At 69.5% G+C, this 26,316-nt stretch carries 20 protein-coding genes, 2 pseudogenes and 1 riboswitch; of the genes and pseudogenes, 10 read left to right on the forward strand and 12 right to left on the reverse strand.

All coding sequences use genetic code 11. The annotated features are described in order from the left end of the window. Nucleotides 1-40: 40 nt before the first annotated feature. Both ACTWQA_RS37010 and ACTWQA_RS37015 read right to left on the reverse strand, forming a co-directional pair. The gene (locus tag ACTWQA_RS37010) at nt 41-1,474 is read right to left on the reverse strand and encodes a DDE-type integrase/transposase/recombinase (protein WP_443163614.1); all 1,434 of its coding nucleotides are present in this window, start codon (nt 1,472-1,474) and stop codon (nt 41-43) included. Between the two features lie 49 nt (nt 1,475-1,523). Then, nucleotides 1,524-2,153 (reverse strand): transposase, encoded by a 630-nt coding sequence (locus ACTWQA_RS37015; protein WP_443163615.1) that lies wholly within the window; start codon nt 2,151-2,153, stop codon nt 1,524-1,526. Nucleotides 2,154-2,290: 137 nt separating this feature from the next. Here ACTWQA_RS37015 and ACTWQA_RS37020 point away from each other — a divergent pair, with 137 nt between their 5' ends. The 5 genes and pseudogenes from ACTWQA_RS37020 to ACTWQA_RS37040 all read left to right on the forward strand — a co-directional run bounded on the left by ACTWQA_RS37020 (nt 2,291) and on the right by ACTWQA_RS37040 (nt 5,687). After that, nucleotides 2,291-2,557 (forward strand): hypothetical protein, encoded by a 267-nt coding sequence (locus tag ACTWQA_RS37020; RefSeq protein ID WP_443163616.1) that lies wholly within the window; start codon nt 2,291-2,293, stop codon nt 2,555-2,557. 219 nt (nt 2,558-2,776) lie between these two features. Then, on the forward strand, nt 2,777-3,226 hold the full coding sequence (locus ACTWQA_RS37025) for a DUF4265 domain-containing protein (RefSeq protein ID WP_443163617.1): 450 nt from the start codon (nt 2,777-2,779) through the stop codon (nt 3,224-3,226). A gap of 162 nt (nt 3,227-3,388) precedes the next feature. Further along, nucleotides 3,389-3,541: pseudogene (locus tag ACTWQA_RS37030) on the forward strand (transposase); the annotation flags it as partial. A gap of 49 nt (nt 3,542-3,590) precedes the next feature. Then, nucleotides 3,591-4,379, forward strand: coding sequence for a class I SAM-dependent methyltransferase (locus ACTWQA_RS37035; RefSeq protein ID WP_443163618.1), 789 nt, complete (start codon nt 3,591-3,593; stop codon nt 4,377-4,379). A gap of 198 nt (nt 4,380-4,577) precedes the next feature. Then, nucleotides 4,578-5,687: an NAD(P)/FAD-dependent oxidoreductase gene (locus tag ACTWQA_RS37040; protein WP_443163619.1), complete on the forward strand. Its 1,110-nt coding sequence runs from the start codon at nt 4,578-4,580 to the stop codon at nt 5,685-5,687. 218 nt (nt 5,688-5,905) lie between these two features. Here ACTWQA_RS37040 and ACTWQA_RS37045 read toward each other — a convergent pair whose 3' ends face one another. From ACTWQA_RS37045 to ACTWQA_RS37065, 5 genes are all read right to left on the reverse strand, one after another. After that, nucleotides 5,906-6,322, reverse strand: coding sequence for a DUF4189 domain-containing protein (locus ACTWQA_RS37045; RefSeq protein ID WP_443163620.1), 417 nt, complete (start codon nt 6,320-6,322; stop codon nt 5,906-5,908). A gap of 161 nt (nt 6,323-6,483) precedes the next feature. Beyond that, a complete protein-coding gene (locus tag ACTWQA_RS37050; RefSeq protein ID WP_443163621.1) occupies nt 6,484-7,065 on the reverse strand; it encodes a dihydrofolate reductase family protein in 582 nt (193 codons plus the stop codon). Between the two features lie 69 nt (nt 7,066-7,134). After that, the gene (locus ACTWQA_RS37055; protein ID WP_443163622.1) at nt 7,135-7,974 is read right to left on the reverse strand and encodes a helix-turn-helix domain-containing protein; all 840 of its coding nucleotides are present in this window, start codon (nt 7,972-7,974) and stop codon (nt 7,135-7,137) included. Between the two features lie 130 nt (nt 7,975-8,104). Further along, entirely contained in the window at nt 8,105-8,719 is a 615-nt protein-coding gene (locus ACTWQA_RS37060; RefSeq protein WP_443163623.1) for a histidine phosphatase family protein, read from the reverse strand. Nucleotides 8,720-8,792: 73 nt separating this feature from the next. Further along, nucleotides 8,793-10,040, reverse strand: coding sequence for a PEP/pyruvate-binding domain-containing protein (locus ACTWQA_RS37065; RefSeq protein ID WP_443163624.1), 1,248 nt, complete (start codon nt 10,038-10,040; stop codon nt 8,793-8,795). Nucleotides 10,041-10,099: 59 nt separating this feature from the next. Between ACTWQA_RS37065 and ACTWQA_RS37070 the strand changes: the two genes are divergently transcribed. The 3 genes and pseudogenes from ACTWQA_RS37070 to ACTWQA_RS37080 form a co-directional block, all read left to right on the forward strand. Then, nucleotides 10,100-10,495, forward strand: coding sequence for a DNA-binding protein (locus tag ACTWQA_RS37070; RefSeq protein WP_443163625.1), 396 nt, complete (start codon nt 10,100-10,102; stop codon nt 10,493-10,495). Beyond that, complete coding sequence (locus ACTWQA_RS37075) at nt 10,492-11,127, forward strand: transcriptional regulator (RefSeq protein ID WP_443163626.1); 636 nt, start codon at nt 10,492-10,494, stop codon at nt 11,125-11,127. The genes ACTWQA_RS37070 and ACTWQA_RS37075 overlap by 4 nt, the downstream gene beginning before the upstream one ends. Before the next feature lie 833 nt (nt 11,128-11,960). After that, nucleotides 11,961-13,187 (forward strand): annotated as a pseudogene (locus ACTWQA_RS37080) (ATP-binding protein); the annotation flags it as partial. A 1,680-nt stretch (nt 13,188-14,867) separates the two neighbouring features. Here the strand turns inward: ACTWQA_RS37080 and ACTWQA_RS37085 are convergent. Together ACTWQA_RS37085 and ACTWQA_RS37090 are read right to left on the reverse strand one after the other, a co-directional pair. Continuing rightward, nucleotides 14,868-15,704, reverse strand: coding sequence for an ABC transporter permease (locus tag ACTWQA_RS37085; RefSeq protein ID WP_443163627.1), 837 nt, complete (start codon nt 15,702-15,704; stop codon nt 14,868-14,870). Beyond that, nucleotides 15,701-16,726: an ATP-binding cassette domain-containing protein gene (locus tag ACTWQA_RS37090; RefSeq protein WP_443163628.1), complete on the reverse strand. Its 1,026-nt coding sequence runs from the start codon at nt 16,724-16,726 to the stop codon at nt 15,701-15,703. Before ACTWQA_RS37090 ends, ACTWQA_RS37085 begins: the two co-directional genes overlap by 4 nt. A 298-nt stretch (nt 16,727-17,024) precedes the next feature. Here ACTWQA_RS37090 and ACTWQA_RS37095 point away from each other — a divergent pair, with 298 nt between their 5' ends. Further along, the gene (locus tag ACTWQA_RS37095) at nt 17,025-18,479 is read left to right on the forward strand and encodes an MDR family MFS transporter (RefSeq protein WP_443163629.1); all 1,455 of its coding nucleotides are present in this window, start codon (nt 17,025-17,027) and stop codon (nt 18,477-18,479) included. 55 nt (nt 18,480-18,534) lie between these two features. Here the strand turns inward: ACTWQA_RS37095 and ACTWQA_RS37100 are convergent, their stop codons facing one another. After that, nucleotides 18,535-19,692 (reverse strand): phosphoribosylaminoimidazolecarboxamide formyltransferase, encoded by a 1,158-nt coding sequence (locus ACTWQA_RS37100; protein ID WP_443163630.1) that lies wholly within the window; start codon nt 19,690-19,692, stop codon nt 18,535-18,537. Between the two features lie 30 nt (nt 19,693-19,722). After that, nucleotides 19,723-19,807, reverse strand: a riboswitch (ZMP/ZTP riboswitch). 186 nt (nt 19,808-19,993) lie between these two features. Between ACTWQA_RS37100 and ACTWQA_RS37105 the strand changes: the two genes are divergently transcribed. Beyond that, nucleotides 19,994-23,155 (forward strand): BTAD domain-containing putative transcriptional regulator, encoded by a 3,162-nt coding sequence (locus ACTWQA_RS37105; protein WP_443163697.1) that lies wholly within the window; start codon nt 19,994-19,996, stop codon nt 23,153-23,155. Here ACTWQA_RS37105 and ACTWQA_RS37110 read toward each other — a convergent pair. Together ACTWQA_RS37110 and ACTWQA_RS37115 are read right to left on the reverse strand one after the other, a co-directional pair. Continuing rightward, nucleotides 23,152-24,180 (reverse strand): hypothetical protein, encoded by a 1,029-nt coding sequence (locus tag ACTWQA_RS37110; RefSeq protein ID WP_443163631.1) that lies wholly within the window; start codon nt 24,178-24,180, stop codon nt 23,152-23,154. The two genes, ACTWQA_RS37105 and ACTWQA_RS37110, sit on opposite strands and share 4 nt — an antisense overlap. 34 nt (nt 24,181-24,214) lie before the next feature. Next, complete coding sequence (locus ACTWQA_RS37115) at nt 24,215-25,648, reverse strand: phenylacetate--CoA ligase family protein (RefSeq protein ID WP_443163632.1); 1,434 nt, start codon at nt 25,646-25,648, stop codon at nt 24,215-24,217. Nucleotides 25,649-26,316 lie beyond the last annotated feature (668 nt).

A 26,316-nucleotide genomic window follows, 5' to 3' on the forward strand; every position in this document is an offset into this window, starting at 1 on the left:
GGCGTGGACGGCGTGGACGGCGTGGACGGCGTGGACATGGTCAGGCCACCTGTCCGTCGTGGTCGCCGGTGTGGTCGTCGTGGTGATCGCTGGGTAGCAGGGCGGCGTAGTCGATGGAGGCGGCCAGGTGCCGGGTGCGGGCCTCGTCGAGGAGGCCGAGGTAGTCCAGCCCGGTGGCCTGCGGCGGGCTCTGGCCTGGTTGTTCGGGCTTGGCTTTGGGGTGGGCGTGCCGGGACAGGGTGAACACCTTGGCGGTGCCGTAACTCTTGCCGTCGTGGCGGACCTCGATCTCCTCCAGGTGGAAGGGGTCGAAGATGATCTGCACCCGGCGGCGGCGCAGCGCGGGGTCGACCTGGTAGTAGTTGCCGAACGCGGAAATCAGGCAGGTCTTGTCGACGGTGCGCGTCTCTTCCCACTTGAACGCCTCCGACAGCCGGTCGGCCTCGGGGATCGGCAGTGGAGTGGGCATGCCGCTGTTCCAGCGGACGATCGGCGCTTGGCCGGTTTCGCCGTGCGGCCGGCAGTGGTAGACGCTCTCCACCCACGCCGCGAACAGCCGGTTGAGCTCGGCCAGGTCGGCGACTCGGCGCGGGTGGTGGCCGGAGAACTCGACCAGGAACTGCTCGCGCACCACCCGGAAGAAGCGTTCCACCTTCCCGCGGCCTTCGGGCCGATATGGGGTGGAATGAATGAGTTTGATCCCGAGGTCGGCGCAGCCCTTGAGCAGCCAGGAATCGATGAACGGGCTGCCGTTGTCCAGGTAGAGCCGGCCGGGGATGCCGCGGGTCTGCAGCGCGGTGCGCAGCACGCCGGCCATGCGCACGACATCCTCGGCGAAGCCGAACCGGCCGCCCATCACCGCCCGGCTGTGGTCATCCAGGAAGCAGAACAGGATCGTCTTTCGGCCGGCGGGGCCGATGCGGATCGCGTGGAGTGCATCTCCGATCCACATGTCGTTCGGCTTGGCGGTCTCGAACCGTGACAGCACCCGCCCCGTCGCGGCAGGATCGAGGTCCAGGTCGAGGTCGATGCGGCGGAAGTGCCGCTGCAAGGTGCGCTCGTGCGGGACGGCCAGCCCGCCCCCGCGGGTGAGCATGATCTGCCGGATCTGGACCGCGGTGCGGGCCGGGTTCTCCTTCTTCAACGCCACCGCCAGGGCCAGGGCGGCCGGGTCGCTGCGCGGGTCGGGCCGGCGGGCGGCCGGCAGCAGCGCCTCGAAACCCCCCGCCCGCCAGGCGCGGATCCACCGGTCCAGCGTCTTGCGCGACACCCGCACCGGCCGACCGGCCGGGCCGGGGTGCGTCTGGGCGGCGATCGCGCGCACCACGACGCCACGCTGACGACTCGACAGGTCCCCGTCCAGCGCCTCCTGCACCAGGCGGTAGCGGAACAGCGCGATCTGACGGGCCTGCTCGGCGCGATGCCGAGCCTCGGCATGGCGTGCTGCGTGGTGTTGTGTGTGGTGTGTTGTCACGATTGCTCCCCTCCGAGTTGACGACACACAGTCACCTCAAAGGATCCGATCAGTCACCAAACGTCACCAGAGGGCGGCTGGTGTTGATCGCCCGGACCGCCGGCACCACAGCCAGCAGGCTGCCGTCGGTCAGCACCGCAGCCAGCCGCCACAACGACAACCTGTCCGCCAGCTCCGGCCACCGCACCACCGCCGCCCGGTGCACCGCGGCCAGCATGCTGAGCGCATCGGCCCACGCCGAGCCCGCCATGGCGATCGGCGGCGGATCAGGATCCAGCGCCACCACCCACCCGGCCAAGCCGGCCCGCAACACCCCGGCCCGGCACCGCGCCCGGCGCACCCACCCCCGCACCGTCCAAGCCGACCGGCCCAGCACCCGCGCGATCCGCCGCACCCCGTGCCCCAGCCCGGCCAGCTCCAGCGCGGCCCCGATCGTCTCGCCATCATCGGCCCGCCGAACCAGCAGCCGCGCAGGCAGCAGCACGTGAGTGACCCCGCACCCGCGGCACCGCGCCCGCCGCGGCCGCAACACCAGCCGCACCCCCGAACGCAGCGTGCGGATCACCCGGCGCCGGGCATGCCCCCATCCGGCCAGCACCCCGTCACACCCGGGACACGCCAGAACGCCTTCAACCAGCGCAGACTCGACCACAGCACGGTGGTCGCCTACCGTGAGCACGCGGTGTGAACCTCCACACCGTTAACGGCCCTCCCCGGTGTTTCCAGACAGAGCGGGGAGGGCCGATCTTGAACGATTGACGCTCACGTTGTCGCCGGGCACGAACCAGGCCAACCCCAAAACCAGCCCTGAAGATCATGGACATCGTCCATGTCGCTCATCAGGCCCTACATGCTCAGAAAAAACGTCGTCCTACAGAGATGGGCGACTCGACCGCGGTATGCATCAAGTCGGTGATCTACTGGATTCTCGTCACCTTCGATCTTCATGGTCAGCTCTCCAGCATCCGCTCCATGTCCGAGAAGGTCATCGCGGTCTCAGTCCCGCGCTTGTCAATCCCAACCTCAGACCATCAAGCCATTATCGCTGGTCACAGCAGCAGTCGATCACTGTCACCCATGTGATCCTTCCACTCAGCTCAGCTCATATGAATCAAGATGATGCGAGTGCAGACAGCGACCCGGGGAGGGTTTCTGGGAGCTACCCGGGGAGCCACCCGATTGGACGATCTTGAACTGTGGCGAACGCCTACGAACACTCACGGACAGCAGACTGCGCGATCATGTGGGTATGGTCTTTGCGCCCCCTCGGAACGCCTCCCCACAGAGCCGGGCCTGATCAAGGTGTGGTTCCGGTTCACGCCTCGGGAAGGCTGGCTTCCGTACGACACCGAAGGGCTCTGGGCCACGCGCTTGAGCCGGGACACCGCTCGTGTGGCGAACGTCCCATTCCTGCAGGACGGAGTCGCCGAAGGCGACGTGGTGCGCTTCATCACCGACGACGACGGTCTTCACTGGGCCTGTGAGCGGGTGGAAGCGTCGGGCAACTGCGCGGTTCGGGTCCTGCCGGTGCTCGATGGACCGCTGGGGCGAAGCGCGCAGGCCGTACACGAGCAGTTGGCACGGTTCGGGCTGAGCGGGGAATCCTTCGGCTCGGAGCTTCCCCTGGTCGCCTTCACCGTGCCAGCGGACGCAGACCTCGGGCAGATTAAGGCGCTACTGACGCGAGGCCGAAGGGAAGGCCGGTGGCACTTCGAGGAGTCCTGCATCACCGACGCCTGGCGAAGCGCTTAGAGGTCCTATCAAATGATCTCTGTTGTGCTTTGAACTCCCGCTGTAGCAACGGCGAGAGGAGTGCAGAGCGGCGCGGGCAAATGTCGTGGGAGGTCAGCCACGAGCTCTGGGCGGTGATCGAAACCGTTGCTTCCCCAGCGTTAGCCACGTTTCCGGCATCCGGGCCGTAAGCGACTCGATGATCGGCTGGCCTTGCAAGGCATCCTGTTCGTGCTGCACACCGGAATCGCTTGGGAGCACCTGCCCCAAGAGCTGGGCTATGGCTCGGGCACGACCTGCCGGCGACGGCTGGCCGAGTGGAATGCGTCCGGGGTGAGGCGCCCGTGCGAGACGGTAGCGGCGCCCCGCGGTCTACTCTTGCGACGTGGTGCATGAGGTGTGGGCCCGCGGCGACGCCTACGGGTTCTTCATGGGCCGCTGGAGCCGGCGGGTGGCCGCGGCGTTCGTGCCCTGGCTCGGCGTGCCGCCCGGCCGGCGGTGGCTGGACGCCGGCTGCGGCACCGGCGCGCTCTCCGCCGCCGCGCTCGCCGCCGCGGATCCCGCCGAGGTGACGGGCGTCGATCCGGCGGAAGGCTTCATCGGGCACGCCCGCGCCCAGGTCGCCGATGCGCGGGCCCGGTTCGAGGTCGGCGACGCCACCTCGCTGTCCTTCCCCGCCGGCCGGTTCGATGCGGTGGTCAGCGGGCTGGTGCTCAACTTCGTGCCCGAGCCGGCCCGCGCCGTGGCCGAGTTCGCACGCGTGGCCGCTCCCGGCGCGACGGTCGCCGCCTACGTCTGGGACTACGCCGAGGGCATGGCGATGCTGCGGTACTTCTGGGATGCGGCCACCGTCCTCGACCCCGCCGCCGCGACCCTGGACGAGGGCGCGCGCTTCCCGCTGTGCCGGCCGGAGCGGCTGGGCGAGCTGTGGACCGAAACGGGGCTGAGCGGCGTGGCGGTCCAGCCGATCGAGGTGCCGACCGTGTTCGCGGACTTCGACGACTACTGGACGCCGTTCCTCGGCGGCCAGGGACCTGCGCCTGGGTACGTCATGGCACTCGCGGAGGACCACAGGACCGCCCTGCGGGACACTCTGCGCCGCCGCCTGCCCACGGGGTCGGACGGCTCGATCGCGCTCACCGCCAGGGCGTGGGCGGTAGGCGGATACGCCTAGCGATCCTTGGTCGCTAGGACTCCCATGGCGCAACCGCCGCTGGCGCAGATGAAGCCGACATCTCCTGCGACCGCCTGATCTGCCTACTCTCAGCCTTTGCCTGTCCCGTTCATAGTGCTCACCGTTCCACATGCGTGCATGCTAGAAGCGGGAGTTCGCCCGTGATCTGGGAAGGCGGCGTACGTGAGGATCGGGTCCGTGAAGCGGCCTGTACGTGTTGCTGTCATCGGAGTGGGCATCCTCGGAGCCAGCGTGGGCTGGAACCTGTCCCGGCACGGCGCCCAGGTGGTCTTCATCGACGCGGGCCAGCCGGGCGAAGGCGTCACCAACTGGTCTTTCTCGTGGGTCAATGCCAGCAACAAGACCGCGCGCAAGTCCTACTTCGACCTGAACGTCGCGGGCATGGCGGCGTACCGTGAGCTTGCCAGGACCATCGGGCCAGACTCGTGGTGGTATCCCAGCGGCCACCTGCGCTGGACGGACGATCCCGGCGCAGAGGCGAAGCTCCTGGAAACAGCCGCACTGCTGGCTGGCTGGGACTACCGGGTCGAGGTGTGGACGGGGGCCGAGGTGCGCCGCCGCCTCGAATCTGGTCTCACGATGCCCGGCGAGGCTCCCGTCGTGTTCTACCCCGACGAAGCTTGGGTGCACGGACGTCATCTCGTCGGCCGCCTGGTCGGCCAGGCCGTTGCATCCGGTGCCGAGCACCGGTTCGGCACCGCGGTCTGTGACATCGGCACCGGTGCCGATGGGAGCATCCGGACAGTTGCTCTCTCCGATGGGAGCCGTCTCGACGTCGACATCGTCGTGAACGCAGCAGGACCCAGCGCCTCCCACGTCGCCGGGCTCGTCGCACGGCACTTGCCCATGCGCCGGGAACCCGGTGCCATCACCCGGATCGGCTGTGCTCAGGTCCCGGTTCACCGGGCCATGCACGCGCCTCACATCGAGATCCGTCCTGACGGAGACGCTTCGGTGGTCCTCCACAGCCGCGAGATCGACGCACTCATCGACACAGGCGAAGATCCAGCGGAACTCGCACGGCTGCTCCACGAATCGGCGCGGCACGTCGTTCCCGAGCTCGGCGACTCCCGCATCGTACAGACGCGGGTAGTCGAGCGGCCCATCCCAGTCGACGGATTCCCCTCGGTGGGAGCGGTGCCGTCTGTGCAGGGCTACTACGAGGCCGTTTCCCACAGCGGCATCACGCTCGGGCCGGTCATCGGCCGGCTGCTTGCTTCGGAGATCCTCAGCGGGAAGAGAGATGGGATGCTTGCGGACTTCCGCCCGGAGCGGTTCCGCCCGTGATAGCCCGCACACGAGTTACCCGCGTCTCGCGGTTGGCAGTGGGGCCATCTGCGAAGGATGGCCCCACTTGATCTATCTCCACAGGCACGCGCTCTTGAGCGGGCCCTCACGTGTTTGTAGCTGCCGACGCGCACTCGGGCGCATGAAACCAGTCGTCGATCTCCAGGGACTCGGCACCTGTCAAACGATCGACGATCGCGACGGCTGGCTCATCGGGGCTAGCTGTATCGTCTGGTGCACTGATAGGCGATCCAGCGGCCGCCGCCCGCGTTGGCGATGGCGTTCCTCTTCGCTCTGGCGGGTGTGCTCCCCCTGCCGCCCCAGTAGACGTTTCTCCTGGCGTTGTAGGCGACAGCGCCACAACCGTTGACAAAGGTGGTGAGGACTTTGCAGCTGGAGCGGCCGCATTCCCTCAGTGCCCGCTTTTTGGCGGCAGTCGCCGTTCTGTAGTCCCAGGACCTGCCGACACGGCCGTCCCGCGACACGGCGATGGCGCCGTAGTAGTAACGTGCTGCACTCTCCCCCGCCGTAGCCGCAGTAGCTGCACTAGCTGCTGCGGGGGTCGCCGTGGCCAGCACCCCGGTCGCCATGATGGCGCAAGCGGCGATGGCAGTGAGCTTCTTGCCAAACTGCATGGTGTTTCCCCTTCGTGCCATCCAAGCGGACGGCAGCGTTGCGCTGATGAGGAGAGCCTGCCGTGTGCCACTTGCAGATCACTTAAACCGGTAAATGATTATAAAGGATCAAGGGAGGGGGTTTGGCAGTGCGAGCTTCTTCGCGCACCCGCTCAGATCGGTCATCGGCGCACCCGATAGCGCAGGTGGAGTACCCGGTTGCCCTCGATCACCACGTCAGGATCTTCCAGCAGGTGCTGTGCGTCGACCGACCCGAAGTAGCGCTTGCCGGACCCGAACACCACGGGCGCGACGTCCATGGCGACCTCGTCGACGAGCCCTGCGGCCAGCACCTGGCCGCCGACGTCGCCGGCGGCGACCTCGACCGTGCGCTCGCCCGCAAGCTCCTGTGCCTTGGCCATGGCGGCCTCGACGCCGTCGACGAAGTGGTACGGCGCCTCGGGGTCCCAGCTCTCGGGCATCGGCCGGTGCGACACGACGACCACGTGGTCGATTCCGGCCGGTGGCTTGCCGCTCCAGCCGTCCGTCAGGTCGAAGACGTGGCGGCCGACGACCGTCACTCCGATCTCGTCCCAGTACGGCCGGGTGTAGTCATGGGACGCCTGCGACACCTTCACCTCCCCCGTCTCGTCCAACGGGACGTCACCGCTGGACATCCAGTCGAACAGCGGTCCGACCTGGTCGTTGTCGTCCGCGATGAAGCCGTCCACCGACACCGTGCTGTACATGACGACCTTGCCCATGGGCTCTCTCCTCCTCTGCTGGGGAAGTCCCATGGTGGCGTGCCGGAAGCTGCCGGCTCTTGTAAGGAATCAATCGGCCGGCAGCGGCCCGACGTCGAGCGCATGGCCGGGATGTTCGCGTAGGAACCGCTGCCGGACGTCGACGTACCGGGTCGGTGTAAGCCCCGTGAACGTCCGGAACTCGTGGCCGAAGTGGGCCTGGTCGAAGTAGCCGGCACGACCGGCGAGGTCGACCCAGTTGACCGGTCCGGCGGGGTCGATCGCGCGCACGGTGGCGGCGAAGCGGTACGTGCGGGCGAGCCGCTTCGGCGTGACACCGATGAGCTCCTTGAACCGCTGTGCCAGATGAGTGCTGCTGACGCCGGCCGCCACGCTCAGGTCGCCGATCGCCAACGCTCCCGTGGCCGCCGCGATGACACTGCCCGTGTGGCGGACCAGCCCCAAGCCCGCGGTCTCGCACAGCCGTCGTATCAACTCCTCCTCGAGGAGCGTCAGCATCTCGTGCGGCCCGGCCGCCGTGGCCAGCCGGTCTCGCAGCTCGGCGATGGTGGCGCGGCCCCAGACCTGCTCCACCGTCACCGGCCGGTCACACAGCTCGGCCGCGGGCATCGGCAGGAACGGCGCCAGCCCCCATGGCTTGAAGTGCACGCCGACCGACCGGGTCCCCGCTGGGTAGCCGAACTCGAAAGCGCGGGTGGGTGTGGTGACCACGCAGCCGTCGGCGTACTCGGCCGGCTCGAGGTCGGTGCCGGCGCGGATGCGGAACGGCGCCCCGAGGTTGAGGATGAGGACCGCCGACGGCATCGGCGGCAGCGTCAGGCGGGGGTACGGCGGCGTGCCCTCCAGGTAGTAGAGGTCGTCGATCAGGCCGGCCAGCGGCGGTCGTGGCGCTCTGGACACGTACTCCACGGGTCACAGCATCGCCGATGCACGGGCGGGCCGCCAGGTCGTCGTACGCCGTCGGTCGCGGAACTGCGGTGGGTGCTTGTCCTTGCGCCCGAAGCCCGAAGCCCGAAGCCCGAAGCGCAGCACCGCCACCTCACGGCCGCACGCCTCCGGGGAATCCGGTCCAGCGCAGGTCGGCCGGGAGGTGGCTCATGTCGTTGAACATCACGATCGTGGGCGGCAGACCGGTACGGTACTCGATGACCGTCAGAGCGGTGTTGGCGCTGTTCAGTCCGAGCCACCGGGACGGCGGCGCGTCCAGTGCGTGCCGCACCAGCCACGCGATCGGGTAGGCGTGCGTCACCAGGACCTCGTGCGTGTCGGATTGGGTCCCCTTCGCGGTCGTGTCGGGGACCTTCGCGAACCGGGCGACCAGGGCCTCGGCGAGCCTTTGGCCCGAGGCTGCCTCGGTGTCGTCGTAGCCGTCGAAGAAGCCGGCCCAGGACGGGGGCGTTTCGGCCGCGCTGGGGACGTAGGGCACGTGGTCGATGAGTTCGGCGGCCTCGGTCACGGGCACGTTCGGCAGATGCCGGGCGAGTTCGTGCGCGCTCGCTACGGCACGGGGCAGCGGAGAGTGCCACACGGCGTCGACCGGTATGCCGGCAAGCCGTTCGCCCAGCAGGCCCACCTGCCGGCGCCCGATGGCGGTGAGTTCCCCGAACGCGTCGGCCGCGCCGTGGCGGGCCAGGTAGAGGTGTCGCGTTGCCATCAGCCGTTGGGGGCGCGATGCCCGTGCGGGCCCGCTTCCCCTTCTCCTTTCGATCCGTAGGGGAAGTGATCGGTCACGCGTTGGTCGCCGCAACGATGCCGGTGGTGCCGTCGATGGTGATGAGGGTGTCGTCGTGGAGCCTGCTTGTCGCGTTCGGGACGCCGAGGACGGCGGGGATGGCGTGCTCACGGGCGACGATCGCGGCGTGGGACAGTACGCCTCCGGTTTCGGTGACGACGCCGGCGGCGATGCGCAGCAGCGGTGTCCAAGCGGGGTCGGTGAAGGGGCAGACGAGGATGTCGCCCGGGTGCACGCGCGCGAAGTCGCCGGGACCGCGGACGATCCTCGCGGGGCCGGTCACGGTCCCGCGGCTGCCCGGTGTTCCGGTGAGTGTGGTGGCCGGAATGTCCGAGGCGCCGGAAGGCGAAGGGCGCTCTGGGGGTGCGGCGGTGATCGGCCGTGCTTGCAGAACCCAGGCGCGACCGTCGACGATCGCCCACTCGATGTCCTGCGGTCCGCCGAGTGCGCCGGCAATCTCCCTGCCCAGCTCGGCGAGCTGCGTGGCGGTCGCGTCGTCGATCGTCGCTTGATGCCGGGCACGGGTGGGCACGTCGCGAACGACGAGCCGCGTGCCACGCCGGTCAAGGCGGGTCCGTTTGTCGGCGATGGTGCGGGTGACCGTCCCGTCCTCGGCCACGCGGTAGGCGTCAGGGGTGACCGTGCCTCCGACGATGCTCGGGCCCAGGCCCCAGGACGCCTCGATCTCGGTTGCGTCGTCCGGGCCTGCGGGTGTGAACATGACCCCGGATACCTCGGCATCCAGATGACGTTGGACGATGACGGCCATTACAAGATCGGCGGACGGCCGGTCGTCGCGGCCGGAGGCATCCCGGTAGACGATGGCACGGGGAGACAACAGCGAGGCCCAGCAGGCACGTACGGCATCGGCGACGTCGCTGATCCCGTGCACGGCGAGAAAGCTCTCGAACTGACCGGCCGCCGATGCCTGACCGGTGTCCTCCTCCGCCGCCGATGATCTTACCGCCACGGCCGGATCGCCGAGTTCGTCGAGCGCGCGTCCCAGTGCGTCGATCACAGTGGCGTGGAGTGGGCGGGCCGCGAGCGCCTGCCGTGCCGCGGCAAGATCGTCTGGCTCCCCGGCGAACCGTCCGAGGTCCGGGTCGCGGACAGCGGCGAGGTAGGCGGCGAACGAGACGACGAAGCCGTCAGGAACCGGCAGACCCGCGCGCAGCAATGCGCCAAGTGTGCCGGCCTTGCCCCCGCAGGTATCGGCGACAGCCCCCATGAGAGGTACGATCATCCGCCCTCGCTTTCAACAGATTGTTGACAATGTTTCGTTGATTGTGCATCGTAAGTCGCATGGCACGCAAGCACGACATCGCTCACAGTGCGCACGCCGACCACGCCCAGGCCCAACGTGAGCAGGACGCGCGTCAGCGTCTCCTGAGCCTGGGCGCGGACGCGCTCGACGCCCGCCCGTGGCGACCCCCGCCCGCCCCGCCGTCAGCGGTAGACCTTGTGCAGTTCGCCGTCTGGCGCAACGCCGACCTGAACCCGGAGGACATCCTGAGTGCGCTCACCTTCCTGCCCGCCGCACGCGCCGAGGTCGAAGGACTCGAATCAGCCCTGCTGTTCATGGCCCGGAGCGCAGGTCTGACCTGGGCGCAGATGGCGCAGGCGACGGGATTCAACTCCCCGCAGGCCTGCCAGCAGCACTACACCCGCCTCACAGCACGACAGGACGCCGACTCATGACGCCAGATTCCCCGCCCGCCCTCCTGGTCCTGCATGCCGTGCGCATCACCGGGTTCGCGGACACCCCGGTGCTCGCAGACCGGTACGGCCTCAGCGCGGCCGAGACGAAAGAGGTGCTCCTCGACGCCGAGGCATGTGGCTGGGTCGAACACACCTCCTTCGCCGGCACCGGAGGCTGGTCGCTGACCGGATCGGGCCGAGCCGAGAACGAGCGCCAGCTCGCGGCCGAGCTCGCCCGCGTCGACGGTGCCGACGAGGTCGGTGACGTCTACCGCGCATTCCTCCCGCTGAACGCCCTCCTGCAACGAGCCTGCACCGACTGGCAACTCCGGCCCACCGCCGGCGATCGGCTCGCCGTCAACGACCACTCCGATCCCGCCTGGGACGCCAGAATCCTCCACGAGCTCGCCGACATCGACCGTGCACTCCGGCCGCTCGCGGACCGGCTCGGGAGCGTCCTGACACGGTTTCGCGGATACGACACCCGATTCACCACAGCCCTTGCGCGCGCCCGAGCCGGGGAGGGCGGCTGGGTCGACCGCACCGACGTCGACTCCTGCCATCGTGTCTGGTTCGAGCTCCACGAAGACCTCATCGCCACGCTCGGCCTCGACCGGCACGCGGAGCCCTGAACTCGGCAACGGCGCTCCGCCCAGGTACCGCTCCCACTCGGCGGGTGACAGCGAGCGCCCGACCCGCGCGCACACCGCCCGCGCGACCCGTTCTCCGCCAACGGAAACCGTGCGGACGGCCCCGCCCGTCCCGACGTACACGGCCGCCCCATCGGCGCTGAACGCGAGCGACCACGGCTGGCCCTCCTGCAGCAGGTAGGACCCGCCGAGCCGCCGCCTGGCCTCGACGTCCCAGAGTTGGAGCAGGCCGCTGATCGAGGCGGTGGCGAGCGTCTTGCCGTCGGGCGAGAAGGCCAGAAAATCGACTTCGTCGGCGTCCGTCCCGCACGGCCGTACCCAGGCTCGGCCCCGGCACGTACTCGGAGACCAGATACGGCCTGCGCCCGTCCAGATCGGCGGCCGGCACGCGCGCCGTGCAGAACGACGACACCCGCCGCGCGGCCGTCGTCTCCTTCGCGAACCTGTCGCGGATCGCACGATCGCCGGCCGCGTGCAGGACCTTGACCGCCATCGTCTTCGCGAAGGTTGTCACAGTAAGGCGGGCCGTGGAGCGGTGCTCACGGTCACGCTCCTCAGTGGCTCGTCCGTAAGCTGAGGGTGTGTCCCCCACACTGGTCCTGCTCGACGGCGTCCGCTGGCGGGGTGCGCGCGTGGTCGGCGATCGCGCGCAGACCCTGCTGGCCGTGCTCGCCCTGCACGGGCGTGCAGGCGTCAGTGACGAGCGCCTGGTCGAGGAGTTGTGGCCCGACGAGGCGCCGGCCAACCCGACGAAGGCGCTGCAGGTGGTCGTCTCGCGGACCAGGTCGGCGACGTGCGCCGACGTCGTGGTACGGATGCCGCGTGGTTACCGGCTCGGGCTGCCCGCCCGCCAGGTGGACGCGCTGCTGCTCGGCGCGCTGGTGGAGCAGGCACGTGCCGCCCTTGGCGCCGACGACATGGCGCTCGCGGGGCGCAGCGCCGAAGAGGCCATGGGACTCGTGGCCGGCTTGGACGGCGCGACGGGCGCACTCGCCGAGCTGAGGAGCGTCGCGGCAGGGCGGGTGGCCGAGGCGCGACGGGTGGCGGCGATCGCGCGGAGCCGGAGCGGCGCTCACGAGGGTGCGCTGCCGCTGCTGGAGGAGGCCGCGGCTGATCGGCCGCACGACGAGGAGCTGCTCGCCTGTCTGCTGCGCAGCGAGGCCGCCGTACGCGGTGCCGCCGCCGCTCTGGAGCGCTACGAGCGTTATCGCGCGGGCCTGGTCGAGCGGCTCGGCACCGACCCAGGGCCTGAGCTCGCCCGCGTGTACGCCGAGCTCCTCGTCGCGGATCGGCCGGTGCGTGAGGGCATCCTGTTCGACGGTTCCTCGCTGCTCGGCCGCGACGGCGACATCCGTGCGGTGCATGCCCTGTTGCAGACGAACCGGGTGGTCTCCATCGTCGGCCCCGGCGGGCTGGGCAAGACGCGGCTGGCTCATGTCGTCGGCAGGAACGCCACGCAGCACGTCGCTCACTTCATCGAGCTCGTCAGCGTCTCCTCGCCGGAGGGCGTGGTGGGCGAGGTGGGCTCGGCGCTCGGGGTTCGGGACTCGGTCAGCGGGCGTCGTGCCCTGACCGCCGAGCAGCGCTCCGACGTTCGCGCCCGGATCGCCCAGCATCTCGACCAGGCTCCGGCGCTGCTGATCCTGGACAACTGCGAGCACGTGATCGAGGCCGTCGCCGACCTGGTGGCGTTCCTGACCGTGACGACCCGCGACCTGCGGGTGCTCATCACCTCGCGCGCCGCCTTGTCGATCCCCGCCGAACGTGTCTACCTGCTCGGCGAGCTGCCCGCTGGCGACGCCGTGGAGTTGTTCCGCCAGCGCGCCACGGCCGCCCGCCCGGGTGTGCGGATCGACGAGGCAGTGGTCGAGGAGGTCGCCGCCCGCCTCGACGGGCTGCCGCTCGCGATCGAGCTGGCCGCGGCCAAGGTGCGGGTGATGGCGGTGGAGGACATCGCGCGGCGCCTGGCGGACCGGTTCGCCCTGCTGCGCGGCGGAAACCGTACGGCCCCCGACCGGCACCAGACGTTGCTCGCGGTCATCGACTGGTCGTGGAATCTGCTGAATGAGCCGGAACGGCGGGCGTTGCGGTGGTTGTCGCTGTTCGGCGACGGTTTCACGCTGGCCGCGGCCGAGCACGTCCTCGGCCCGGACGCCCTGCGCGTCGTGGACGCGCTGACCGAGCAGTCGATGCTGAGCGTCCGCGAGACCACGTACGGCCTGCGCTACCGGATGCTGGAGACGGTCAGGGAGTTCGGGCGGATGCGGCTGAAGGAGGCCGGCGAGGAGGCGACGGCTCGGGCCGCGCAGCGGGAGTGGGCGACGGCCTACGCCCTCGGTCACGCCACCCAGCTGTTCGGCCCGGCGCAGTTCGCCGCGGCCGACGCGTTGCGCGCCGAGGAGAGCAACCTCGCCGATCTGCTCCGGCAGGCTCTCGGCGAGCCCGATCCCGTCACGGCGATCCAGTTGCTGGCCGGCGTCGGCGCGCTGTGGTCGGTCCGCGGCGACCATCCGCGGATCCTCGCGCACCGGGACGCCATCACCCAGGTGATCACCGGCTGGATGCCGCCACCGCACCTCGTCGAGGCGACCAGGGCCGCCACGTTGATCATGCTCATGAACGTCATGATCATCACCGATCGCCGGGACGATCCGCTGCGGGATCTTCTCGGCGCGCTGCCCACCAGTGACGCGACGGATTCCCGCGTGGCGGCGATGGCCACGGTGGCGCTCGCGGCCGACGGCCCCGACCTGCGACGCGTGCTGTCGGAGTTGCGCCGGAGCCCCGACGATGACCTGGCATTGGCGGCGACGCACACGAGCGTTCACGTCCTGGAGAACGCGGGAGACGTGGCTGGGGCGATCGAGGCCGCGGAGCAGACGCTGACGATGCTCCGCGAGGACGACGGGCCGTGGTTCCCCGCGATCCTGCATGCCGTGCTGGCCCACCTGGTCATGCGTCTCGGCGACCGGCGGCGGGCGGTCGGACACGCGCGGACCGCCATTCCCGTGCTGAGCCGGCTCGGCGCCGCCGACGACGAGACCCAGCTCCGCGCGCTGCTGCTGACCTCCGCGATCATCGACGGCGACCTCGGCTCCGCGGAGGCCGAACTCGCCGCGATCACCCGGATCAACGACAACGAGGCAGTGCTCGGCGGAATGGCGATGGTCTCGTTGTGCGCGGCCGAGCTCGCTCTGGCCCGCGGCGAGACGGCCGCCGCGCTCACGGAATACCGCCGGGCCGTCCAGCGGGCGCGTGACCTGCGCCTGCCGGGGATACTGAACGGCGGGTCCCTGCCGTGGACGATCGTCGCGGAGTCGGTCACCCTGACGGCGTATGCGTACCACGCCTCGCCGGAAGCCGTCCGGTACGGCGAGGAGATGTTCTCCATCCTCGGCGGCCACGACCTGCTGTCCGCGGAAAGCCCTGTCATCGACTACCCGTTGTGCGGCTGCATGCTCTTCGCGCTCGGCGCCTGGGGGCTGCTGCGGGGTGTCATGGCTCCCGGCGACGCGATCCGGTTGCTGGTGCTGGCCGAGCGGTTCGCGTACAACGGCCTCATGCCGAGCATGGCCTTCGAGCGGATCGAGCCGTACGCCGAGCGGGCCGCGCCGGGGATGATCGCCACCGTGCGAGCCGAGTACGGCGACCGGCGTGGCTCCGACCTGCTCGACGAGGCGCGGAGTCTCGTCGAGCAGGTCTCCGGTCGTGACGGGCGGAGGTCACATGTGCCGCTTGTAGCTGCGTACCGACAGGGGCGCGAAGATCGCGATGACGATCAGGCACGCCAGCAGCGTCCAGGCCACCTCTCCGCTGACGACGCCGCTGTTGGCGAGGTCGCGGGCGGCCGTGACCAGGTGTGAGACCGGGTTGACCCGGACGAACGCGGCCAGCCAGCCGGGCAGGGTCTCGACGGGAACGAACGCGTTCGACAGGAACGTCAGCGGAAACAAGATCATCATAGAGATGCCCTGCACGGCCTGGGCGCTCCGGGCGATCGTGCCGACCCAGGTGAAGACCCACGCCAGCGACCAGCCCGTGAAGATCGCCAGCAGGATCGCGGCGAGCACGCCGCCCGCTCCGCCACCCGGGCGGTAGCCCATCAGCAGGCCCATGGCGAAGGTCAGCGTGGCCGCGATCGTATAGCGCAGCAGGTCGGCCACCATCGGGCCGGCGAGCGGCGCGATCCGGGCGATCGGCAACGACTTGAACCGGTCGAACACGCCCTTCTCCATGTCCTCGCGGAGTTGCGTGCCCGTGGCCATGCAGGTGGTCAGCACGGTCTGGGCGATGATGCCGGGGATCATCAGAGGGAGGTAGCTCTCCACGTCGCCGGCGACGGCGCCGCCGAAGATGAAGGCGAACATCGCGGTGAACAGGAGGGGCTGCAACGCCACGTCGAAGAACTGCTCCGGGTTGCGGCGCATCTTCTTGAGCGCCCGCCACGCCATCGTCAGGGTCTGAGCGAGCGTCTCCCCCATGGAGACGCGCCGCCGGGCGGCCGCCACGCGGTCGGCGGCCCGCACCGCCTCGCGGGCGGGTGCGATCATGGTGCTCATCGGTTCTCCTCCGTGCCGGTCTCGTCGTCCCTGTCCGTCTCGTGGCCGGTGAGGGCGAGAAACACCTCGTCCAGGCTGGGCTTGGCCACACTGACCGAGGAGATCGACACCCCTGCGGTGCGCAGCGCGATCAATACGTCCGCCGCCAGGTCCGCCTGGTCGAGGGCGACGTTGAGGCGGCCCTGCTCCGGGCTGAGGACCGGGTCGGAACCGAGGACACGCCGCAAGACCTCCACGGCGGCGGACACCTCGCCCGGATCGGCGAGCAGCAACTGGAGGGTGGAGTTGCCGACGGCGGTCTTCAACTCGTCGGGAGTGCCTTCGGCGACCTTGCGGCCGTGGTCGATGACGGCGACGCGGTCGGCGAGCTGGTCGGCCTCGTCCAGGTATTGCGTGGTCAGCAGCACCGTGCAGCCGTCGGCGACCAGACCGCGGATGGTGTCCCACATCTGACCGCGGGTGCGCGGATCGAGACCGGTCGTCGGCTCATCGAGGAAGATCAGTGGCGGCCTGGTGATCAGGCTGGCCGCCAGGTCGAGCCGCCGGCGCATGCCGCCGGAGAACTGCGCGATCGGTCTGTCGGCGGCCTCCTCCAGGCCGAACTGGCCCAGCAGCTCGACGGCGATGCGCCGGGCGCGCGGCGCGGCGATGCCCTGCAGGCGGCTGAAGAGCCAGAGGTTCTCGCGGGCGGTCAGGTTCTCGTCGACCGACGCGTACTGTCCGGTGACGCCGACCAGTTGGCGGATCACGTGCGGATTGCCGGCCACGTCGACCCCGAAGATCTCGGCACGGCCCGCGTCGATCTTCAACAGGGTGGCCAGCATCCGCAGCGTGGTGGTCTTGCCCGCCCCGTTGGGGCCGAGGACGCCGAAGATCTCACCGGGGCGTACGTCCAGGTCGATCCCGTCGACGGCACGGTGCTCGCCGAACGTCTTCACCAGACCTTCCGCACGTACGGCCAGATCGGCGCCACCTGCGTGGGCCGGGCCGCCCCCGGTACGTTCGAGTTCTGTGATGCTCATGGCTTCACTGTCGAGGGTGCCGGTTTCACGGCGCCCTCGACCGGGTTTCACCGGTTGCCGCTGCCCCGATGGCCGACGCCGATGAGGTGACCTCGCGCGCGTCCGGCCCGGCCTGGTCGTCGTCCGCCGTCGGTGAAAACCGGGTGACATTTCGCATCGCTTGCCGGAATCCTGGGGCGGGGCGATGAGTTTTGTCGGTGGGGGCGGTCAGTCTTGCATGACCACAACTTCTTGTGAGACCCAGGGCTGCGACGCCAGCCATCACCCTGTTTTGTCCGACAACCCAGATCGAGGTGCCGTGTCCAGCCCACAGCTCGACTCGCCTGCCCAATTGGCGACCCCCGCAGGTCGCACCCCAGCCGTGGTCCGGCTGCTGGTGCTCGCCACATTCGTGGTCATCCTCAACGAGACGATCATGATCAACGCGATCCCGCGGCTGATGGGGGCGCTCAACATCACTGAGCAGACCGCGCAGTGGCTCTCGACCGCCTTCATGCTGACGATGGCCGCGGTCATCCCCATCACCGGATGGTTCCTGCAGCGGGTGTCCACCCGCCGCGCCTATTCCACCGCGATGGGTTTGTTCCTGCTCGGCACGGCGTTGGCCGCCGTCGCGCCGTCGTTCGAGGTGTTGCTGGGCGCCCGCATCATCCAGGCGTCCGGGACGGCCGTGATGATGCCGCTGCTGATGACCACGTTGATGCAGGTTGTGCCCGAGGAGGACCGGGGCCGGGTGATGGGCAACGTCACCCTGGCCATCTCGGTCGCGCCCGCGATGGGCCCGACGGTCTCGGGGGTGATCCTCCAATTCGGGTCCTGGCGGCTGCTGTTCGCCGTGGTGCTCCCCATCGCCGCTCTGATCACTTGGGGCGGCCTGAAGCAGCTCAAGAACGTCGGAGAGCCTCAGTTCAGCACCATCGACTGGCTGAGCGTGGTGACCGCGGGTGCGGGCTTCGGCGGCCTGGTCTACGGGCTCAGCCAGTTCGAGGGCGGTGACATCCGCGTCGCGGCCGCGATCGTGGCGGCCGGCCTGGCCGCCATCGTCGTCTTCGTCGTGCGCCAGCTGTCGTTGCAGAAGCGCGGTGTGCCGCTGATGGACCTGCGCACCCTGCGCCACCGCACCTACACGGTCGCGCTGATCCTGATGTCGGTGGCCTTCATGGCGATGCTCGGCTCGATGATCTTGCTGCCGCTCTACCTGCAGAACGTCCGCGGGCTCAGCGCCCTGGAGACCGGACTGCTCGTGATGCCGGGCGGCCTCGCGATGGGACTGCTGGGCCCGACCGTCGGCCGGCTGTTCGACAAGTTCGGCGGCCGGGTCCTGGTCATCCCCGGCGCCATCGGGATCACGCTCTCGCTCGCCGGCTTCACCCAGGTCACGATGACCATGCCGTTCTGGCAGCTGCTCGGTCTGCACGCGCTGATGATGGTGAGTCTGGCCGCGACCTTCACCCCGGTGTTCACTCTGGGGCTCGGAGCGGTTCCCCCGAGGCTCTACTCCCACGGCAGCTCGATCCTGAGCACGCTGCAGCAGGTCGCGGCGGCCTTCGGCACCGCGCTCGTGATCACCGTGATGAGCGCGCGAGCCGATGCCCTGAGGTCGGCGGGAGTCACGGAGGTGCTCGCCAACCTCGACGGCATGCGGCTGGCCTTCATCATCGGCGCAGTGCTGTCCGTGGCCGTGGTCATCACCGCCCTGCTTCTGCCGGCCCGGGCGGACAACACCGCCGAGTTCCAGGGAGCCGGTCACTGAAGCCGAGGTGACGGGGGGCGGCGGTCACGCGGCCCGGCCCGGCCAGGAATGACGCTCAGTGGTGGAAGAGCCGTAGGCCGGTGCGGGCCAGCGTGATCCCGTGCTCGCGGCAGGCGTCCGCGATCTCGTCGGACCGGATGGATCCGCCCGGCTCGGCGATGTAGGTGACGCCGTGGCGCTGGGCATGATCGATGTTGTCGCGGAACGGCAGGTAGCCGTCGGAGACGAACGCGACTTCCCTAAGACGGCGGCTCCACTCGGCACGCTGGTCGGGCGTCAGCTCGTCGACCGGTTCTGTCAGGGCTTGGGCGAAGTGGCGCCGCTCGAGCGGGGTGAGGCCGCCCTCGATGAAGCGAACCCGCCAGTTGATCTTCTCCTGGTTCCGCAACCCGGGCACGAAGGGAAGGGCGCGCACCGTCGGGTGACGGCGGAGCCACCAGGTGTCGACCTTGGCGCCGGCCAGGCGGGTGCAGTCCACCCGGGACTGCTGGCCCGCGCCTATGCCAAGGGTCATGCCGTCGCGCAGGTAGCAGACCGAATTCGACTGGGTGTAGCGCAGGACGATCAGGCCAAGCACCAGGTCGTCGGCGGCCGTCTCGGGCAACGGCGCGCCTACGACGAGGTCCAGCAGGTCTCGGGAGATCGGGACCTGGTCGCGGTCCTGGGTCAGGCGCACGCCGAAGACCTCCCGCGACTCCTGCGGCGGAGGGGTGAACGCCGGGTCCGCCTCCAGGATGAGGAATCGGCCGTTCTTCTTGGAGCTGAGCCGTTCGACGGTGCCGGGCTCGAATCCGGGGGCGATGATGCCGTCGCAGACCATTCCGGTCAGGAGTTCGGCGAGGTCGGCGTCGACGGGGTGGGAGACGGCGGCGAGGTCGCCGTAGGAGGATTTGGGGTCGGCGTCGCGAGCGCGGAGGTAGGCGCTGGTCAGGTCGGTGATGCGCGAGCCGGCGATGCCATGGAGCTGCTCGGTGACCTCGTCGATGGGCCCGGACAGGGCCGCGCCCGCGGGTGAGACGTGTTTGAACGAGGCGGCGGCGGGCCTGCCCAATGCCTGGGCGGCCTCGTGCACGAGTTGCCAGGCGTTCTGCGCGTCCAGCAGGTTGGTGAACGACGGTTGTCCGTGCAGGATCCGGAACGGCCAGCGGTCCGGGGTCGTCGGGGTGGCGTGCGCCTGTGCTTGTTGCGGGTTGAGTCCGTAACGCAGCTGCACGATCTGGCCTCCTCAGCGTGACATCGCTGATGGAGGCGCCCAGGCGGTCGACGCTCGCATCGGGTCACGGCCGTTCCCCGGTGGTGGCCCACCTGCGCCAGTCGCGGCCGGGCACTAGTGTACTCAGCCGGTGCCGAACATTGCTGCCGACGAGATCGCCGTGGACGCGCGGGTGACCACGAGGTCGCCTTGCGTGGCCTCGACGGCCCGGTGTACAACGTGTCTCGACGATGATCGGGAGCCGCCTGTGACCGTGTACGGAATCCTCGGTCCTGTTCAGGCCCTCTCCGCAGACAGGCCCGTGCACCTCTCGGGAAAACAGCGGTCCGTGCTTGGCGTGTTACTGCTCTTTCCCAATACGTCGGTCTCCCTGGAGCGGCTGATCGACTGCCTGTGGGAAGAGCCGCCCGCGTCCGCCGTGTCGAACATCCACAGCTACGTCACCCGCCTCCGCCGAACGGTCGTCCCTCACCTCGTCACCCAGGACCACGGCTATCTTCTGAATCTCGAGCGAACCCAGCTCGACCTGCTCGTCTTCGAGGACATGCTGAGCACGGCCCGCCGCCACGCGAACGATGGAGACCTGGCCGCGGCCAACGACGCATACCGGACCGCACTGTCGCTGTGGCGCGGCCGACCTGCCGAGGACGCGCTGCTCACCTCCACCGTGACGCCTCGCGTCGCTGTTCTGGAGGAATTGGCGCTTTCCGCCCGGTCCGACTGGACCGACGTCCGCTTGCGGCTGGGCCTGCACGAAGAGCTGATCGGCGAGTTACGGGCGCTCGCCGAAGCCAACTCGCTCAACGAACGCGTCTGGCTGCAGCTCATACTGGCACTCCACCGGTCCGGCAGGCGCGCTGAGGCCCTGGAGATCTACGGCCGGGTCCGGACGGTGTTGGCGGGTGAGCTGGGCGTCGAACCGGGCACCGAGCTCCAGCGCCTGCACGCGGCGATCCTGGGGAACGACGAGGCGCTCACCCTGCCCGAGCGCCAGACTGTACGCCGCCTCGTTCCCCGGCAGCTCCCGCCGGCGGTGGGCCGGCTGATCGGCAGGCGGGCGGAGCTCGGACAACTGGACGAGGTGTCAGCCGCGCAGGTGATCCTCGTGGTCGGGGGCGCCGGAGTCGGCAAGACCACGCTCGCCGTCCACTGGGCGCATCACGTGGCGGAGCGCTTCCCCGACGGGCAGCTCTTCCTCGACCTGCGGGGGTTCGACCAGGCGCCGCCGATGAGCACCGCCGAGGCGCTGCCGCGCTTGATCCAGGCGCTCGGCTGGCCCGCGGAGGACATCCCCGTGGAGCTGGAGGCCCAGATCGGCCTGTACCGGTCGATCCTGACTGGACAGCGTGTTCTCGTGGTGCTGGACAACGCCGCCGAGCCGGACCAGATCCGTTCGCTGATACCCCCCGACACCGGATCCCGGATCCTGGTCACCAGCCGGGACCGGCTGAGCGGCCTGGTGGCGCTGGAGTCCGCCGGGCGCGTCACGCTGGACGTGCTTGATCCGGACGAAGCCGTCGAACTGCTTGCCGACACCGTGGGACCGGACAAGGTCCGCAGGGAACCGCACGCCGCCGCGCGCCTGGCCGAACTCTGCGCGCGCCTGCCGCTGGCCCTGCGGGTCTCGGGCGCCAGGGTGGCGAGCAGCCCGCACAAGACGCTCGCACAGTACATGGCCGAGCTCGGCGATCACGACCTTCTTTCCCAACTGGAGGTCCCGGGCGATCGGCGCACGGCGGTGCGCGGCGCGGTCGGACGATCCCACGAGGCGCTGGCCCCGGCGGGACGGCGGCTGTTCCGGCTGATCGGGCTGGTGCCGAACACCGGCATCACCGTCGCGGGCGCGGTGGCGCTGGCAGGCTACTCCCCGACGGACACGGCCAAGCTCCTGGACGACTTGGCGCGGGTCCATCTGATGAACGCGGGACCGGACCGCTATACCTGTCACGACCTGCTGGTCACGTACGCCGCGGAGCGGGCCGAGGCGGAGGACCCGCCCGCCGAGCGCGAGACCGCCATCAACCGGTACTTGGACTTCTACCTGCGGACCATCGTCTCCGCAGGTGAGCACGTCGATGTACGCGTGGTCGGACCGGCGCCGGACGGACCGGTCACGGACGTGACGCCCCTCTCCTTCAGCAACACGGCCGACGCGGAGAACTGGCTCGACCGGGAGTGGGACACCATCGCCACGCTGATCGCCCGCGCGGCTGAGCGCGGCCCCCACGCCTTGGCCTGGCGGCTGGCCGATGCCCTGAGAGATGTCCTGCCCTGGAAACGGCCCATCACCGAGTGCCTGCGCATCGCCGAACTCGGGCTCAAGTCCGCCCGCATGGAGCAGGACAGCATGGGGCAGGGCGCGATGCTGATGTCCATCGGCTACATACGGTGGCGGATCGCCGACCTGGACGCCGCCATGGACGCCTACCGCCAGGCGCTGCCTTTCCTGCGCCGCGCGGGCTGGAGCGCGGGAGAATCGGCCGTGCTGCGAGCCAGCGGGGTGGCTCTCGCGCAGGCCGGGGTGCCGGAGCGGGCCATCGGCCGGTTCCGGCGAGCCCTTGCCATCGACCGCGAACTCGGCAACCGCGCGGGCGAGACGTCCAGCCTCGGCAACCTGGCGGCTCTGTATCTTGACCTCGGCCGGTTGCGCGATGCTGAAGAGCGCCACCGGCAGGCGCTCGCCGCGGCCATCGAGATCGGCAAGCGCCAGCTCGAGGCCGTCGTGCGCACCAACCTCGGAGTGGTTCAGCGGGAGATGGGCCGGCTCGAGGACGCCTTCGCCACGCTCAGCGGGTCATTGTCCGTCGGGCGCGAGATCGGATCCCCGTACGTGGAGGCCATGGCGCTGGAATCCCTCGGCGGCGTGCATCTGGAGGCCGGTCGCTATGACTCCGCGCTCCAAGCCCTGTCGGAGGCGATATCCGTGGCCAAGAGCGTCGAGAACCACGAAATCGAGGTGCGCGCTCTGATCGGACTGGCGCTGGTGAGCCTCCGGTGCAGGGATGCTGGAGACGCCGACGACCGCCTCGCCGCGGCTGCGGCCATCGCCGAACACACCAGCCATCGGCCGAACCAGGTGGAGCTGCTGCTGGCGCGATCGGAGCTGGCCCGTTTCCGAGGTCTTCACACCGAGGCGCTGAGCCTCGCCGACTGTGCCCGGCACCTGGCAGGCAATGGGTACGCCTTGGCGCTGGGCAAAGCACACAGCGCCCTTTCGGCCGCATGCCTTGGTCTGGGCGAGCTGGTCTCCTGCGGGGAGCACTGTGAGGAGGCACTGCGGATCTTCCGGCGTACCGGGCAGCGGCTCGCCCAGGCCAGAACGCTGATCACTCTGGGGCATGTGTTTCAGGGGACGGGGAGAGAGGGCGCGGCCCGGTCGGCTTGGCGGCGTGCGCACGCCATCCTGACGAAAGCGGGCGCACCTGAACAGAGGGAGACGTTCGCCTTGCTATACCGGCCCTAGATCTGCCTGATGAACGGGACGTTCTGGTAACCGGCGCGGCGTGCGGCTCGTAGCGCCGTCCCAGGTGTCGGTCCCTGTGCGAGGACCGCATCGTCATCAACGGCCGCCCAGGTGCCGGCCGGCAGGTCGGTCGCGGATCGGGCGGTGCGCAGGGCGGTCGCCATCTGGTCGATTCGGCCGGACGTGTCGACCGCTGACGTCGGCACACCGAGCCATTGGTGGGTGCGGCGTTCCGCCCCGCGGATCCTGCGCCAGAGCAGATACTGAACAAGGATTGCCGGCCCCAGCACGGTGAGGAATGCCATGCCCGAGCGGAGCACGCCGGTGGCGAATCCGATCTGCACCACGATGATCAGGCCGATGCCGGTGGCCGCCCCGATCCATCCCGCGGGCCTGCCGTACGCCTTGGTCGCCACCATCGGCCACAGCGCCAGGATCAGACAGTCGCCGAGGCCCGCCGCGACCGGTATGGCTCCGCTCGTCACGGCGAGGAGCGGCGCGAACGGATAGCCCTCCACCTGAGCCAGGAACCGATCGGTCATGTCGCCAAGGCCAGTAGCGAACAGGTCGTACACCGCCAGCGCGGTGGCGAACGCCGCGACGTGCCCGGCTGTCATCCCGGTCTGCGTCCACAGACTTGTCACACCGATCACGGCGATCATGATGAGGACGACATTGAGCACCAGCACCAAGGTGCCGTACCCGGCGATGGCGGCTCCGGCCGCGGCGGCTACGAGCAGGACGGCGGCGACCGTGGCCGGTCGTCCCCCCAGCAACGGCGCGAGCGCGAGTTGGACGCTGGCGAGGAACATGACGCCGAACACCGCGGAGACGGCCGGTGCCGGCATGGCGAGATACGTGATGGGCATCACGACCACCAGACAGCTCATGATGAGCACGTCGGAGGTGGTGAAACGCCCTACCGGCGGTCGCGGCAGCCGGAACCGGTGCGCGTAGCCGAGGCCGAGCAGCACGGTCAGACCGATGAGGAGGTCGAGTAACGCGAAGTTCTGCAAGGTGAACATGGGGTCTCCGGGCCGGCGAGAGAGGTGATCGCCGCTATGAAGGCGACGTCTCGAAACTGTGCTCGTACAGGTCCGCGCGCACTCGGCACGGCTCGGGAAGATCCCGGGCTTCTTCGACGAGCACGATGTCGGCGACCTGGAGTGAACGAGCCGCCGCTCGCTCCTCGATCCGGCCGGCCAGACCGCCGCCGCGTGGTGCGACGACGTGAAGATCGGGCTTGAGCGGATCGCCGGTCAGCGCGTACCGGGTGGGCAGCGGGACCTCCCTCACTCCCTGCAGCACCTCCAGGATGTCGCGGGCGGTCGGACCTCCGGTGAAGTGTTTCGCCCGCCCGACGATCGGTGACGTGGCCGGGAGCTGGGCCAGCTCGCAGCCATAGGGTTCGTCCGGGAGCCGGCGGACGAGATCGCCCGTTCGGTACCGGACGAGCAGTGTCGTGTCTCGGTAGGGAACGTACGGCGTGGCCACGAGTTCGCCGATCTCACCCACCGGCGCCGGGGTGTCGGCGTTCCGGTCGAGTACCTCGAAGTGGGCCTGCTCGGATGCCAGATGAAGGTGCTGCTGCGTGCAGACCAGTCCCGTGGTCGGCACGAGCTCCGTCATTCCGTACACGTCGGAGACCGGCACGTCGAACACCTCGCGTACCCGGTCGCGCAGCGCGTCGGTCAGGATTTCCGCTCCGGTCAGGATCTGGCGCAGCCCGAAGTCTCTGGACTGCCAGCCGTCCTGCTCGGCGCGCTGCACGAGCGCCCCCAGGTACGAGGGAACCGTGTACAGGTCGGTGATGTGGGGCGCCTTTCCTGGCAGGTGCAGCGGCGTGGCCAGCCGGTCCAACGCGATGCCCGGGTCCACCAGTCCTTGCGCGACGAAACCGGCGCCGACGAGGCCCAGCGCCCGCTGCACCGAGATCAGGCCCACGGTCGCTCGCGAGCTGACACACGACATGCTGACGTGGTGTTCCCGCACGCCACCGACCATGAGGTAGGAGATCGCGGACAGCACCGCGGACAGCTCCAGCTCGTAGCGCGAGAACCAGACGACGGTCGGCGTCCCGGTGGTGCCGGTGGTCTGTGCCATCAGGACCGGTTCGCTCTGATCGGACACGAACGCCGGACCGGCGCCGCGCAAGGCCGACTTAGGCGTGGACGCGACCTGGTGCAGTTGATCGAGACCGATGCGACTCGGATCGACGCCGTGCTCCTTGAACCAGAGCCGATAGTAGGCAGTGTGCTCGGCAGCCTGGCGGATCGCCTGGCGCAGGCGCCGGTCCGCCATCGACCGCCGGATCTCCGGGTCATCGACACCGCCGCCGGGCAGCAGCTCATTGGCGCCCTCACCCGGCTCGCCGAACTCGTCAAGCGTCTGACGGAGGTCGGCCACCATTTTCCGTAGTGCGTCAACGTCGAATCGGCCGCCGCGGAGCACGGTGGCGACATAGCGGAGCTGTCGAGCGGCTGTGGCAAGCATGGGGCCTCAATTCATCTGACGGCACAGACTGGCTCGGTCGGCCGGTCCGTAGACCGGCCGACCGTGTTTCCGTTAGCTGCAGGGCAGCTGGAACAGTGCAGTCGTCAGGGTGCTGAGTGCGTACCTGGCATAGCGCAGACTCATTCTGACCACAGGTTCCTCCATTCGACTCTCGCCCCGGCCTGTCCGCAGCGAGGCATATGGGTGGTGTGGTGACCAGAAGCCGTATTTGGGGGACAACGCGCGGCCATGGCATCAAACGCTTGACATCCCCCAAACCGGCCGTCTACCCACACGATCAGCGGTTACCGGGCTGATAGACGGCGTAGAGCCGGCTCTCCCGGTGCGATCGCCTCATGGCCAACGATTGCGTCGGACCCCACAAAACCGCCATACGATCACCACATGCGAGAGCCCCTTGGCGATCGCCGCCATGGCCGGCGCCCTGGCTGAGCGTTCCGCTGATCGCCTGCTCACCCTGGAGCAGCGGCCTGCCCGCCTTCGCCGGCTCCCGGGGTGTCGCGTCCCCAGCCGCGCGCGGTGCAGGGCGTCCCGATGGCCCTACCGGACTGGGCCACGCCTGCGGGCAAGGTCAAGCGAACACGCAGGGCGCTGATCGGCCGGTGTCCGCGTTGTCCGGGTCGAGGGCGGTTACGGTGTCCCGCGTC

The organism is Nonomuraea sp. 10N515B, assembly GCF_052245915.1.
Classification (GTDB): domain Bacteria; phylum Actinomycetota; class Actinomycetes; order Streptosporangiales; family Streptosporangiaceae; genus Nonomuraea.